The 12,624-nt window shown below is 46.4% G+C and carries 16 protein-coding genes and 1 pseudogene; 16 read left to right on the forward strand and 1 reads right to left on the reverse strand.

The window, feature by feature from the left end; genetic code table 11:
- From ACTF5U_RS06715 to mutM, 11 genes are all read left to right on the forward strand, one after another.
- Positions 1-348: amidase family protein (locus ACTF5U_RS06715; protein ID WP_438970871.1), on the forward strand; the 348-nt coding region annotated here is incomplete at its 5' end.
- An 87-nt stretch (positions 349-435) separates the two neighbouring features.
- Entirely contained in the window at positions 436-2,067 is a 1,632-nt protein-coding gene (locus ACTF5U_RS06720; RefSeq protein ID WP_438970872.1) for an acetolactate synthase large subunit, read from the forward strand.
- On the forward strand, positions 2,064-2,579 hold the full coding sequence (locus ACTF5U_RS06725; protein ID WP_438970873.1) for a peroxiredoxin family protein: 516 nt from the start codon (positions 2,064-2,066) through the stop codon (positions 2,577-2,579). Before ACTF5U_RS06720 ends, ACTF5U_RS06725 begins: the two co-directional genes overlap by 4 nt.
- Before the next feature lie 113 nt (positions 2,580-2,692).
- The gene (rpmB, locus tag ACTF5U_RS06730; protein WP_438970874.1) at positions 2,693-2,929 is read left to right on the forward strand and encodes a 50S ribosomal protein L28; all 237 of its coding nucleotides are present in this window, start codon (positions 2,693-2,695) and stop codon (positions 2,927-2,929) included.
- Positions 2,930-2,940: 11 nt separating this feature from the next.
- Positions 2,941-3,096: a 50S ribosomal protein L33 gene (rpmG, locus tag ACTF5U_RS06735; RefSeq protein WP_007146528.1), complete on the forward strand. Its 156-nt coding sequence runs from the start codon at positions 2,941-2,943 to the stop codon at positions 3,094-3,096.
- 100 nt (positions 3,097-3,196) lie between these two features.
- On the forward strand, positions 3,197-4,420 hold the full coding sequence (locus tag ACTF5U_RS06740; protein ID WP_438970875.1) for an EAL and HDOD domain-containing protein: 1,224 nt from the start codon (positions 3,197-3,199) through the stop codon (positions 4,418-4,420).
- A gap of 4 nt (positions 4,421-4,424) precedes the next feature.
- A complete protein-coding gene (locus ACTF5U_RS06745) occupies positions 4,425-5,363 on the forward strand; it encodes an ABC transporter ATP-binding protein (RefSeq protein ID WP_438970876.1) in 939 nt (312 codons plus the stop codon).
- On the forward strand, positions 5,356-6,099 hold the full coding sequence (locus tag ACTF5U_RS06750; RefSeq protein WP_438970877.1) for an ABC transporter permease subunit: 744 nt from the start codon (positions 5,356-5,358) through the stop codon (positions 6,097-6,099). Before ACTF5U_RS06745 ends, ACTF5U_RS06750 begins: the two co-directional genes overlap by 8 nt.
- Entirely contained in the window at positions 6,099-7,469 is a 1,371-nt protein-coding gene (locus ACTF5U_RS06755; protein ID WP_438970878.1) for a GldG family protein, read from the forward strand. Before ACTF5U_RS06750 ends, ACTF5U_RS06755 begins: the two co-directional genes overlap by 1 nt.
- Entirely contained in the window at positions 7,466-8,332 is an 867-nt protein-coding gene (locus ACTF5U_RS06760; RefSeq protein ID WP_438970879.1) for a DUF4340 domain-containing protein, read from the forward strand. Before ACTF5U_RS06755 ends, ACTF5U_RS06760 begins: the two co-directional genes overlap by 4 nt.
- Before the next feature lie 2 nt (positions 8,333-8,334).
- The gene (mutM, locus tag ACTF5U_RS06765; protein ID WP_438970880.1) at positions 8,335-9,153 is read left to right on the forward strand and encodes a bifunctional DNA-formamidopyrimidine glycosylase/DNA-(apurinic or apyrimidinic site) lyase; all 819 of its coding nucleotides are present in this window, start codon (positions 8,335-8,337) and stop codon (positions 9,151-9,153) included.
- A 1-nt stretch (position 9,154) separates the two neighbouring features.
- Here mutM and ACTF5U_RS06770 read toward each other — a convergent pair whose 3' ends face one another.
- On the reverse strand, positions 9,155-9,451 hold the full coding sequence (locus ACTF5U_RS06770; protein ID WP_438970881.1) for a c-type cytochrome: 297 nt from the start codon (positions 9,449-9,451) through the stop codon (positions 9,155-9,157).
- A 73-nt stretch (positions 9,452-9,524) separates the two neighbouring features.
- On the opposite strand from ACTF5U_RS06770, the gene rluD reads away from it, so the two are divergent.
- The 5 genes and pseudogenes from rluD to ACTF5U_RS06795 form a co-directional block, all read left to right on the forward strand.
- A complete protein-coding gene (gene rluD, locus ACTF5U_RS06775; protein ID WP_438970882.1) occupies positions 9,525-10,487 on the forward strand; it encodes a 23S rRNA pseudouridine(1911/1915/1917) synthase RluD in 963 nt (320 codons plus the stop codon).
- Positions 10,488-10,946: a DUF4112 domain-containing protein gene (locus ACTF5U_RS06780; protein WP_438970883.1), complete on the forward strand. Its 459-nt coding sequence runs from the start codon at positions 10,488-10,490 to the stop codon at positions 10,944-10,946.
- A gap of 10 nt (positions 10,947-10,956) precedes the next feature.
- Positions 10,957-11,115, forward strand: a pseudogene (locus ACTF5U_RS06785) (YqaE/Pmp3 family membrane protein).
- Positions 11,116-11,193: 78 nt separating this feature from the next.
- The gene (locus ACTF5U_RS06790; protein WP_438970884.1) at positions 11,194-11,760 is read left to right on the forward strand and encodes a glycine cleavage system protein R; all 567 of its coding nucleotides are present in this window, start codon (positions 11,194-11,196) and stop codon (positions 11,758-11,760) included.
- A 37-nt stretch (positions 11,761-11,797) separates the two neighbouring features.
- Positions 11,798-12,624: DUF711 family protein (locus ACTF5U_RS06795; RefSeq protein WP_438970885.1), on the forward strand; the 827-nt coding region annotated here is incomplete at its 3' end.

Here is a 12,624-nt window from a genome sequence, read left to right on the forward strand (position 1 = left end):
GCCTATTACTTGAAAGCGCAGCAGTGCCGTCGATTGATCAGTGATGATTTCCAGGATGCGTTCAAAGATGTCGATGTCATCATGGGACCGACAGCACCGAACACAGCTTTCCGGTTTGGTGAAAAAACCGATGATCCGGTAGCGATGTATCTGGAAGACCTTTACACCATTAACACCAACCTGGCGGGTCTGCCCGGTATTTCAATACCGGCAGGGTTTGTCGATGGTCTGCCAGTGGGTATGCAAATTATAGGTAACTACTTCGATGAAGCGCGTTTACTGAATGTAGCACACCGTTATCAACAACAAACAGACTGGCATCAACAGATGCCGGAAGCGTTCAAATAAACCATTACAAAAAGGGGCTTCAGCCCCTTTTTTAATGTCTGCTATGCTTGGCTGCAATAACCGGCACGGTAGAAAGGAATGCGTGGAATGAAAGCAGCAGAATTATTCATTAAATCGCTTGAAAACGAAGGCGTCGAATACATCTTCGGCATACCTGGTGAAGAGAATCTGGATGTGATGGATGCTTTGCTTGACTCCAAAATTCGCTTTATCACGACACGCCATGAACAAGGTGCCGCCTTCATGGCGGATGTCTACGGCAGGCTTACAGGCCGTGCTGGCGTTTGTATTGCCACATTAGGGCCGGGAGCAACCAACCTGATTACAGGCGTTGCTGACGCGAATATGGATCATGCTCCACTGGTTGCTATCGCTGGACAAGCATCGACGCATCGACTGCACAAAGAGTCACACCAGGTATTGGACTTGGAAGCGATGTTCGTGCCGATTACTAAATACGCTACCCGCATTGTCAGCCCGGAAATCATTCCGGAAATTATCCGCAAAGCGTTTAAAGTCGCACAAACTGAAAAAACCGGCGCCTGTTTTATCGAATTCCCGGAAAACATTGCGGAAATGGAAATTGACGACAAACCTTTAAGAGTCAAACATGCCACACCGCCGGAACCAGCTGTTGAATACATTGAACGTGCGGCTGAAATTATTTCCAATGCCGAGAATCCAATTATTCTCGCCGGGAATGGCGTAATCAGAGCCAATGCCAGTGAAGAATTAGCTGATTTTGCAGATAAGCTCGGAATCCCGGTTGCTAATACCTTTATGGCAAAAGGTGTGATCCCTTTTCGTCACCCGATGGCTCTGGGCAGTGTTGGTCTGCAGTCGAATGATTACGCCAACTGTGGGTTTGCCAATGCGGATGTCATTATCTGTATCGGTTACGATATGGTCGAATACCACCCCTACCTCTGGCACCCCTCTCGGGACCGCACCATTATTCATATTGATACCACTCATGCAGAAGTCGATGCGCACTATAGTGTAGTGCTCGGCGTGGTAGGCAATATTCGTCACAGTCTCAATCGCATTGCGGCTTTAACCACACCGCACGAAGGCAAGGCATTGCGTATTCTTCGCGACAGTCTGATTACCGAAATGAATCTGCATCGTGACGATACAGAATTTCCGGTCAAGCCACAGAAAATCATCTGGGATTTACGTACCGCGATGGCTCTGGAAGATATCGTAATTTGTGATGTGGGTGCACACAAGATGTGGGTGTCCCGCATGTTTCGCTGTGAATATCCCAATACCTGTATTATTTCGAATGGTTTTGCCAGTATGGGGATTGCCGTACCTGGCGCAATCGCTGCCAAACTAGCTCATCCGGAACGAAACGTTGTCGCAGTCACCGGAGATGCTGGATTTATGATGAACTCACAGGAAATTGAAACCGCCATGCGACTTCACATTCCCATTGTGATTCTGATTTGGAATGATGCCAGTTATGGTCTGATTGAATGGAAACAACAAAATGAATTTGGTCGAACCAGTCATGTAGAATTCACCAATCCGGATTTTGTGCAATATGCGCAATCTTTTGGCGCTTTTGGTGTCAGAGTCGAGCAAACAGAGCAACTCAACCCCATCATCCAGGAAGCGCTACAACGCGATACTGTCACTGTGATTGATTGCCCGGTTGATTATCGTGAAAATCTCAAACTAACCGAAACATTAGGACAAATTACGTTAACAACATGAAACCCGTAATCAAAAACACTCTTATCGCGCTCATGGTGATGGTCGCGGCTGTGACAAGCATTGTTTTGATGCCGTCATCACAGCCGCTTATGCCTGAGGTCAGCTTCACCGATATCGACGGTGGCGAGCATCAACTGGCTGACTATAAAGGCAAGCCGATTTTGATGATTTTCTGGGCAACGGATTGTCCGGGCTGTATCAAAGAAATGCCTGAGCTTATCGCGTTACACGATGAGTATTCGAACCAGGGACTGACAATGCTCAGTGTCGCTATGCCTCATGATAATCCGGAACACATCAAAACCATGCGTAAGCAAAAAGGTTTACCCTATTTGATTACCTGGGACGAAACTGGGAAAATTTCTGAAGCGTTCGATAACGTCAGAGTCACCCCGACGCACTTCCTGATCTCGCCAGAAGGTGAAATCGTGATGCGCAAAATTGGTGTTCTCAAAACCGAGCAATTAAAACAAAAACTCGCTGCGATGGGACTTAGCCCAATTCAGTCATAAAATCACTACACATCTCATAGCTTATATGGTATAAAGTTCGGCTTTGTAGATGCAGGCAGGGACCTTGTTTGGAACCCTGTGGTAAAAAATGTTCATCAGGAGCAGGTTCTAAAATGGCCAGAGTATGTCAGGTAACGGGCAAGCGCCCTATGAGCGGAAACAACGTTTCACACGCTCACAACAAAACAAAACGTCGTTTCTTACCCAACCTTCACTCACACCGCATTTGGGTTGAGACTGAAAATCGCTGGGTTAAGCTGCGTGTTAGCAACCACGGTCTTCGTATTATCGATAAGAGAGGCATTGATGCAGTTCTGACTGATATGCGTGCTCGTGGCGAAAAAGTTTAGGAGATCAGGACATGCGCGATAAAATTAAATTAGTCTCATCTGCGGGTACAGGTCACTACTACACCACAGACAAGAACAAACGCACCATGCCTGAAAAGCTGGAAATCAAAAAGTTTGATCCAGTTGTTCGCAAGCATGTGATGTATAAAGAAGCAAAAATTAAATAATATCCGCGGAAACCGCTGGTATTAACAAAAAGCCCGCTGCTGCGGGTTTTTTTGTGCCTGCAAGATGATTATGATGGTAGCTCCCAATGGAGAGTGATTGATGAACACTGCAAATGAGCGCCCGCAAGTTGTCATTGCCAGACAACCAATCTTTGATCGTCAGTACAAGATCTTTGCCTACGAGTTACTGTTCCGTAGTGCAGCGAATCAGGCTACAGCCGATCTTTCAACCTTCTCTGGTGATACAGCCACTAGCCGCGTTCTGAACTATGCGTTTCTCGAATTGGGTATTGAGCGCGTTATCGGTGAACACACCGCATTCATTAACCTGACACGTAATTTCATTCTCAGCGACGATCCCATACCAGCCAGTCAGGATCAGGTAGTCATCGAAATACTAGAGGATATTGCTGTCGATGACGAACTGCTTGACGGTATCAGGAAACTAGTCAAGATGGGTTATACCATCGCATTGGATGATTTTATCTTTCATGAGTCACTCCGCCCTCTGGTCGAGCTGGCATCCATTATCAAAGTCGATGTATTGTCATTGAATGAAAATGCGCTGCGCGAGCATGTCAAATTACTACGTGAATATGACGTTAAATTACTCGCCGAAAAAGTTGAGACGCTGACCGATTACAAATTCTGTCAGGAACTGGGGTTTGATTATTTTCAGGGTTTCTTTTTCTGTCGTCCTGACAATATTGAGGATAAACCAATCCCCGATAATCAACTCGTTTTGCTAAAACTGATGCAGACATTGCAGCGGGAAGATGTTGAATTTAAGGACATTGAGGCATTGATTAGTAAAGATCCAGGCTTGACCTATAAGCTTCTACGTCTGCTGAACTCGGCCGCGATTAGAACGTCCAAACAGATTAACTCGATTCGAGAAGGTTTGGTGATTCTGGGGCTCAAGGCAATCAAGACCTGGACCACACTCATCATAATGAGCGAACTGAACTCTGTTCCTAAAGAGCTGCTAAGTCAAGCGCTTATTCGAGCCAAGATGGCATCTTTACTTGCCTTACAATATGACTGCAGTAAGGAAAGCAGCTTTCTGGTCGGCATGTTTTCAACCATAGACGCGATGTTGAGCAGGCCCATGGCAAGCGTCATCTCCCCGCTTCCTCTGAGTGATACGACGAAACAGGCTTTATTAAAGGGAAAAGGTAATCTGGGCAAGCTACTCAAAGATATTGTTCTCTATGAACGCGGCTTGTGGACTGAACTCAATCGCGCTAAGGTCTCTCTAGATGAGTTCAGCCGGTGTTATATTGAAGCGGCAGAGTGGACCAACAAAGCAACCGAAGTTATCTGACACCATGAGTGACACCCCGCTTTTACAAGCTTCCAGCCTTTCTCGTTATTTTGGTGGCAAACCTGCTGTTAACGACATCAGCTTTACCATTAAAAAAGGCGAAGTACTCGGCTTTCTCGGCCCCAATGGTGCAGGGAAAAGTACTACCATGCGCATGCTGAGTGGTAATCTCGCACCAGATAATGGTCAAATAATTATCAATGGCATTGACCTGTTGGATCAGCCCAAACAGGCCAAAGCCCACATCGGATATTTACCTGAAACACCGCCTTTGTATAAAGAACTCACTGTTAGTGAGTTTTTGCAGTTTTGTGCACGTCTCAATGCCATCAATAAAAAACAACAGTCCATGGCCATTAACTCCGCAATAGAACGGTGTGGTCTGACTGATGTCCAACAGAGCTTAATCGGCAACCTGTCAAAAGGTTTTCAACAGCGCGTAGGTATTGCTCAGGCAATTATTCACTCCCCCGCCGTAGTCATTCTGGATGAACCGACATCGGGCCTGGATCCGATTCAAATCCGGGAAATCCGTCAGTTGATTCGTGATATTGCTGATGAACATAGTGTGATTCTATCTACTCACATTTTGCCTGAAGTACAGATGCTATGTGATCGCGTACAAATCATTTCACAGGGTCAGTTGCTGTTCAATGACACCATCGACAAGCTAAGTCAGCAAATGCAGGCTTCCAGTTTATTACTTGAATTCGAGCAGTCCGTGGATACCGCAGAACTTCAACAGATTGAAGGGATAGAGACCATCGATACCCTCTCCGATAAGCGCTTTCGCATCCATTATCAACCTGAACTCAATCCGACGCAGCGTCTACTTGAAAAAGCTGTCCACAGCGGTTTGCAATTGAAAATGCTGATGCCGGAACAGCACTCTCTGGAAGATGTGTTTATGAAAATTATTCAAAACGAAGAAAACGATGCTTAATCTCGCTCGCAACGAATTACACCGTTTATTTTTATCCCCCCTGGCCTGGATAATGCTGGCATTTACTCAGGTGTTACTGGCATACCTGTTTTTGACGCATATTGATTATTTCAATACGATTCAAAGCCGTATTTCCGCTATTCCCGGGGCGCCCGGCGTGACTGAAATGATTGCTATTCCCCTGCTTAATAATGCAGCCGTTATCATTCTGCTTATCAGTCCTTTGTTAACCATGCGCAGCTTTGCCGAAGAAAGACGCAACGAGACACTGTCACTGCTCTCCTCTGCACCATTAAGTGTGGGTCAAATTGTTTTCGGGAAATACCTCGGCACACTGGGTTTTTTCGTGATTTTGGCTTTGCTTACCTTATTGATGCCGCTATCTTTAGCTGTCGGCAGCACATTGGATCTATATCAACTTAGTGCCGCTATGCTGGGCTTGCTGCTATTGATTGCCAGTTTCACTGCCATTGGTCTGTATTTGTCATCACTGACACGACAACCTGCCATTGCCGCCATCAGCACATTTACGGTTTTATTTCTTTTGTGGATTATTGATTGGGCCGGTAACAGTAATGAAGGTTTTTCTGTGCTGAGCTGGATGTCCCTACTCAACCACTTCCAACCGATGACACAGGGCCAAATCAATACGGTTGATTTGAGTTTTTATCTGATTGTCATTGTGACCTTTATTCTGCTGACTATTCGCCGCCTGGATAGAGAGCGACTCGACTGATGAAAGTAACCCGTCACACACAACGTCTGTTTCGTCTGCAACAAGCTGTTTTCTATGCTTTGCTTATCGCGGTAGTTATCTTGCTGGCGAAAGTCTCTGTTGAGACCAACAAACAGTTTGACTGGACTGCCAATGCCCGTCACACCCTGTCAGATACCAGTCGCGAACTGCTGAGCGGAATTGATAACACCATTCAAATTCAGGTTTTTATCAGCCCGGATGACCAATACCACGCTGCAGTGATTGAATTGCTAGAACGTTATCAGCGCCATACGGACAAACTGAATATCAGTTACATTGACCCGGCTTTTTCACCCGATCTGGTTCGCAGCTTAAACATTCAGCAACAAGGTGAAATGGTTGTGAGTCAGGGCAAGCAACAACAGCATGTGTTTGATCTGTCCGAACAATCTCTGACCAATGCATTAATTACCGTCTCACGCCAGAAACAACAATGGCTGGTATTTATTGAAGGTCATGGTGAACGCAGCCTGTTTGAACAAACTAACTTCAGCTTGAGCACCTGGGCTCAGCAACTACAAAGTCAGGGCTTTCAACTACATGCACATAACCTGACACAATCGCCAACTCTACCTGAAAATACAGCGGTGTTGGTCATTGCCAGTCCGACCCGTAACTGGCTGCCTGGAGAAGTCGACATAGTTAAAGATTATCTGGAAAAGGGCGGTAATCTTCTTTGGCTGGCTGAACCTGACCAGACCGACTCACTTGCTGCATTATCAGAATCTTTGGGCATTGAATTTATTGATGGCACGGTAATGGATCCGAATACCGCCATGTTGGGAATTGATGATCCTAGGTTTGTTCTGATCAGTGATTATGCCAACCATCCGGTTGGTGTCGCCACTGCCAGTGTGTCTTTAATGGTTGAAGCCACCGCCATTCAGCAGACAAATCCCGATAACTCTGTCGGCTGGCAATATTTAAACCTGCTCAATAGTCAGCCCGATGCCTGGGTGGAATCTAACGCGCTCACCCCTGATAATCTCTCGATGCAACGGTATGACGCAGGTGCAGATGTCAGCGGTCCGTTTTCACTGGGTTATGTCATGACCCGCACATCAGATACCGATCAGCCTCCTCAACGCATAGCATTAATTGGCGATGGTGACTTTGTCAGTGATGCCTATATCGGTAATGCGGCCAATCTGGACTTGGCAATGGCTTTAGTTAATTGGCTGTCCAATGATGACAAACTCATTACCATTCCAGTTAAAACCAGTGTCGGCACACAGCTAAGTCTGACCAAAACGCAGTCGATCATTCTCGGTCTGGGATTTCTAGTGATGTTCCCCCTACTCTTACTCGTAACCGGCCTGGGTATTTGGTGGCGGAGAAGACGCCGATGAAAAGTAGTTACCTGACAAATCTGGTGTTGTTAATTATTGTGCTTGTCATGCTTTGGCTATCACAACGTGAAATTTCATCGCCACAAAAACCCGACACTATCAGCAATTTATCCGCAGCTGAGGTCACTGACATTGAAATTCGTCGCACTGATAACCCCCTAATCACGTTGCGCCGCCAGCAAGATGCCTGGACACTGGTGGAACCCTATACAGCGCGCGCCAATCAAACACGAATCAACCTGCTTCTAAGCCTTTTATCTTCGCCAATTCAGGGGCAACTCGAACCCTTGGCTCAGACCTCATTGGATCAGTTTGGTTTAGACTCACCAATCAGCACTTTACGCTTGAATGACCAAAGCTTCTTTTTTGGTGGAATAGAACCGTTAAGCAAGCAACGTTATGTGCTGCATGAAGAAAAGATTTATCTGTTAGAAGATAATTTTGCACCGTTATTGAATTCCTCAGCGGGTAGTTACGTCGATAACCGTTTAATTACTGAAAATCAGTCAATCACCCGGATGCTTATCACTACGGATGAGATTGATGATGTCATAACTATTGAACAGCAGGACGGACATTGGAAAAGCCACGGATTTCAGGCAAGTTCCGATACATTAAAAGCGCTAATCGATAACTGGCAGCTTGCTTATGCGATGCAGGTTCGTCATATCACTGAAGAAACAATAAACACGCTGGGTGAACCACAAATAAGCGTATGGCTGAACGATAACGAAGAACCGATAAAACTACTGATGTCAGAAACAGCTCAAACCATGCAAATCACGAATCTCAAGCTGCAGTTACAGTATGACTTTCCGCTGACTTTGAAAAAACAATTGCTGCCTGTCACCGTCACGGAATAAATATGCCTGAGTTACCCGAAGTAGAAACCACGCGACGAGGTATACAGCCCTATGTTGAAGGACGCACTATCATCAAGATGGTGATTCGTCATCGTGGCTTTCGTTGGCCAATCCCTGATCAACTCGAAGACATCATTCAAGGCCAGAAGATAAAAACAATTGAGCGGCGCGCCAAGTACCTCTTATTCCGCTGCGAGACCGGTACGTTGATTATCCACCTGGGCATGTCAGGCCGTTTACGTGTACTGGATAATGATTCACATATTGGTAAACACGATCACGTTGATATCTATATCGATAACGGGCATGTTGTGCGTTTAACAGATCCCAGGCGGTTTGGCGCCGTTTTATGGACTGAAGCGGATACTGGCGCCCACCAGCTTCTAGCCCATTTAGGGCCTGAGCCATTATCTGATTTTTTTAATGCCGACTATCTACGCCTGCAAAGCAAAGGTCGCAGCAGCACTATCAAAAGCGTCATTATGAATGGCGAGATTGTTGTCGGTGTCGGCAATATTTATGCAAATGAAGCGTTGTTTCTCGCTGGCATTCACCCCGCTAAAGCGGCAGGTAAAGTCAGCAAAGTGAAAATGGCAAAACTGGTCGAGGCGATTAAACTGGTGCTTGAGAAAGCCCTACTCGCGGGCGGCACAACCTTGAAAGACTTCCGTAAAAGTGATGGCAAACCGGGTTATTTTGCACAGCAACTGCATGTTTACGGGCGGGAGCAGCAACCCTGTCTGATCTGCCAAACCCCTATTAGCTGTATTCGACAGGCTCAGCGCGCTACTTATTTCTGTAAGCAGTGTCAGCCGAAATAAATTACTTTTGTTGACTGAAAAACTCAGCTAACAAACGAATCTCTTGCTCGGTGTAACCACTAGCATGCTTCATCATAACCGTCGATGGCCGTTCACCAGTCTTGAAGTGCCGCATTTGTTCCATAAAGTACATCTTGTCGAGCCCGGCTAAACTGGGCGTACCCGATACGCTATGCCCATTTGTACCATGACAGGCAGCGCAGGATGATGCCAAAAGTGCCACATTCCGCTCCTGAGCATGAACACCACTGATTGAGAGTGAAACAATCACCCCAGCCATTACATGATAAATAGCCATCTTGTCGTCCTCATTCCAACCTATAACACTAGCCTACGTTATAATTAAGCATTATTCACCAGCAAAGAACCACATGTCAGAAAAAATCCAGCTACAAGATACTATTCCCGACGAACTCGCAGGCATGCGTCTCGACCAGGCGTTGGCGAAAATGTTTCCTGACTTTTCCCGTGGCCAATTGACCAAATGGCTAAAAGCCGGTGACGTGACAGTCAACGAAACGCTGTTACGTCCACGGGATAGTGTGGTTGGCGGCGAAAATGTGTTGATTGACACCATTCTTCAGGCGCAGGATGACAGCTGGTCAGCAGAAGCCATCGAACTCGATCTTGTTCATGAAGATGACGATGTCATTATCCTCAATAAACCGGCAGGTATGGTGGTACATCCAGGTGCAGGCAATCATCAGGGTACATTGGTAAATGCGTTGCTCGCTCACTCACCCCAGCTGGCCAATATTCCCAGAGCGGGCATCGTACACAGATTAGATAAAGCCACCACCGGCTTATTGATGGTCGCAAAAACATTACAGGCTCATAACTCTCTCGTGTCTCAGCTACAGGCCAGAACCGTGCAGCGCGAATATCAGGCTATCGCTATCGGTGTCATGACTGCAGGTGGAACGGTGGATGAGCCCATTGGCCGTCATCATATTGATCGGAAGCGCATGGCAATCAGCCAGACGGGAAAACCGGCTATCACGCATTACCGTGTGGAGCAACGTTTCCGTGCCCATACACATATCCGTTGTAAGCTGGAAACCGGAAGAACGCATCAAATTCGTGTGCATATGGCACATATACGTCACCCCTTACTAGGGGATCCGGTATACGCCGGTCGTTTTAAAATGGCTAAAGGCATGTCAGAAAGTTGTAGAGAGGCTGTGCAGGGGTTTCGCCGTCAGGCACTGCACGCAGGTCTATTAGGATTTCAACATCCCACTACAGGCGAGGATGTATCATGGCAGGCTGAATTACCCGATGATATGCAGAACATGCTTAAACACCTAGCGGAAGATGCCAACAGGAAGGACTAAGTGTCATCGCATAAACGTTTTCACGAAAAATTGAGTTGGGTTTTAGATAATAGCATTCGGTTACCCGGTGGCTACCGTATTGGTCTTGATGGCTTTATTGGACTGATTCCCGGACTGGGCGATTTTATCAGCGGTCTGTTGTCATCTTTGATCATCATCAAGGCGAATCAACTGGGCGTACCTCGTGCCATTCTGTTTAGAATGTTTATCAACGTTTTAATCGATAGTGTCTTGGGGAGTCTTCCGGTAGTCGGTGACGTGTTCGACTTTATCTGGAAAGCCAATCAAAAAAACAGTGAATTAGTGGCGCAGTATGAACAATCACCGAAGCAGGTAATACATCGTTCCTGGTGGGAAAATGCCGCTTTTGTCATCATACTGATTCTGGTTCTGGCGCTTATCATCGTAATAATAAGCTGGTTACTCAGTGCTGTGTGGTCACGTATTTCTAACTACTAAGGAAGCTTGTATGGATTTTATTCGTGTCATGATAGCCATTCTGTTGCCACCATTAGGTGTATTTTTACAAGTAGGGATTGGCGGGGCGTTCTAGTTGAATATTCTGTTAACCCTACTGGGCTATATTGCCGGTATCGTGCATGCTGTCTGGGTCATTGCAAAACGTTAGCCAAAGCATTATCTGAAAACACGGACACCGTATTCACATGCCATTTCATTTCCTGTTAAGCAAGTACTGGAACACACTATGAATAAAGTTCTCATTTCTGTGCTTGGTAGCGATCAGCCCGGTATCATGGCGATCGTTGCTGATGTTATCAACAAACATAACGCCAATATTGAAAATCTGAGTCAAACACTGCTGAACAATGTGTTTGGTGCTTTGCTTCAGGTACAACTGACACAAGAAGATGGCGCTGAATCGTTACAGAAAGCCATTGAGGCAGCGTGTGAAGGAATGGCCTTATTTATTCGCGTACACCCATGGAGTGAAAAAACTTCCGACTGGTATCAGCACAAACCTGAAGTGCAGCCATATATCGTTACCGCGATTGGTCCTGACAGACAGGGTCTGGTGGCCGAAATTGCTGGCAAGCTATTCTTTCACGGTGTCAATATCACCCATATTCAGGCTATCTTTAAAGGTGGCGACAATCCGATGAATAATCTGATGGTATTTGAGGTCGATGTACCCCGCGCAACAGTGATGAATGAGCTACGTGACGCTCTGGATACCATTGCCGAGCGACTAGATCTCGAAATCAGTGTGCAACATCGTAAGATTTTTGACTCAGTGAGCAACATTCTTAACTAGTCACTGCCTTTGAAGACAGCCAACATCAGGACAGAGCATGTTAAACCCAAAAGATATTATCTCCACCCTACAAATGGTGCGCGAAGAAAATCTCGACTTACGCACTGTAACGATCGGTATCAACCTGACTGACTGTGTCAGTGATGATATTGAACGCTTCAAACGCAACATCTACGACAAGATAACTAAAACAGCGAGTCAGCTCGTCAGCACCTGTCAGCGTATCGAACGCCGCTATGGTATTGAAGTTGCCAATAAGCGTATCTCTATCAGTCCGATTGGCGTGGTCGCCGCCCCATTTAATACCGCTCAAATGGTTGAAATTGCACTCACCCTCGATAAAGCCGCAGATGAACTAGGTGTCGACTTTATTGGTGGCTTCACTGCTCTGGTGGAAAAAGGTATGAGCAAGGGTGATACCGCCCTTATCAATGCGATTCCACAAGCATTGACTGAGAGTAAACGCATTTGCTCATCTGTCAATGTGGCCAGTACCCGAGCAGGCTTGAATATGGATGCTATTAAATTGATGGGTGGCATCATCAAACAATCTGCCGAAATGACCGCTGACGATGATGGTCTGGCGGCAGCCAAACTGGTTGTATTTGCCAATATACCGCAAGACGTCCCTTTTATGGCGGGCGCCTATCTTGGCATTGGTGAAGCCGATGCTGTGGTGAGCGTCGGTGTCAGTGGCCCCGGTGTTGTGAAAGCAGCATTGGAGCGCGCGATGAATGAAGAGGAAGGTATGGATTTAAGTCGCGCTGCGGATGTTATCAAACAAACCGCTGCCCGTCTGACGCGTGCGGGTGAGTTGGTGGGTCGTGAAGTGGCTCAGACGTTAGGTTTACCGTTTGGTATTGT

It is taken from the genome of Methylophaga sp., assembly GCF_965655755.1.
Taxonomy (GTDB): Bacteria; Pseudomonadota; Gammaproteobacteria; order Nitrosococcales; family Methylophagaceae; genus Methylophaga.

Excerpts from the sequence above, each read along its gene's own strand:
- ACTF5U_RS06720 (WP_438970872.1), top strand. The coding sequence starts at position 436 with ATGAAAGCAGCAGAATTATTCATTAAATCGCTTGAAAACGAAGGCGTC.
- ACTF5U_RS06725 (WP_438970873.1), top strand. The coding sequence starts at position 2,064 with ATGAAACCCGTAATCAAAAACACTCTTATCGCGCTCATGGTGATGGTC.
- rpmB (WP_438970874.1), top strand. The coding sequence starts at position 2,693 with ATGGCCAGAGTATGTCAGGTAACGGGCAAGCGCCCTATGAGCGGAAAC.
- rpmG (WP_007146528.1), top strand. The coding sequence starts at position 2,941 with ATGCGCGATAAAATTAAATTAGTCTCATCTGCGGGTACAGGTCACTAC.
- ACTF5U_RS06740 (WP_438970875.1), top strand. The coding sequence starts at position 3,197 with ATGAACACTGCAAATGAGCGCCCGCAAGTTGTCATTGCCAGACAACCA.
- ACTF5U_RS06745 (WP_438970876.1), top strand. The coding sequence starts at position 4,425 with ATGAGTGACACCCCGCTTTTACAAGCTTCCAGCCTTTCTCGTTATTTT.
- ACTF5U_RS06750 (WP_438970877.1), top strand. The coding sequence starts at position 5,356 with ATGCTTAATCTCGCTCGCAACGAATTACACCGTTTATTTTTATCCCCC.
- ACTF5U_RS06755 (WP_438970878.1), top strand. The coding sequence starts at position 6,099 with ATGAAAGTAACCCGTCACACACAACGTCTGTTTCGTCTGCAACAAGCT.
- ACTF5U_RS06760 (WP_438970879.1), top strand. The coding sequence starts at position 7,466 with ATGAAAAGTAGTTACCTGACAAATCTGGTGTTGTTAATTATTGTGCTT.
- mutM (WP_438970880.1), top strand. The coding sequence starts at position 8,335 with ATGCCTGAGTTACCCGAAGTAGAAACCACGCGACGAGGTATACAGCCC.
- ACTF5U_RS06770 (WP_438970881.1), bottom strand. The coding sequence starts at position 9,451 with ATGGCTATTTATCATGTAATGGCTGGGGTGATTGTTTCACTCTCAATC.
- rluD (WP_438970882.1), top strand. The coding sequence starts at position 9,525 with ATGTCAGAAAAAATCCAGCTACAAGATACTATTCCCGACGAACTCGCA.
- ACTF5U_RS06790 (WP_438970884.1), top strand. The coding sequence starts at position 11,194 with ATGAATAAAGTTCTCATTTCTGTGCTTGGTAGCGATCAGCCCGGTATC.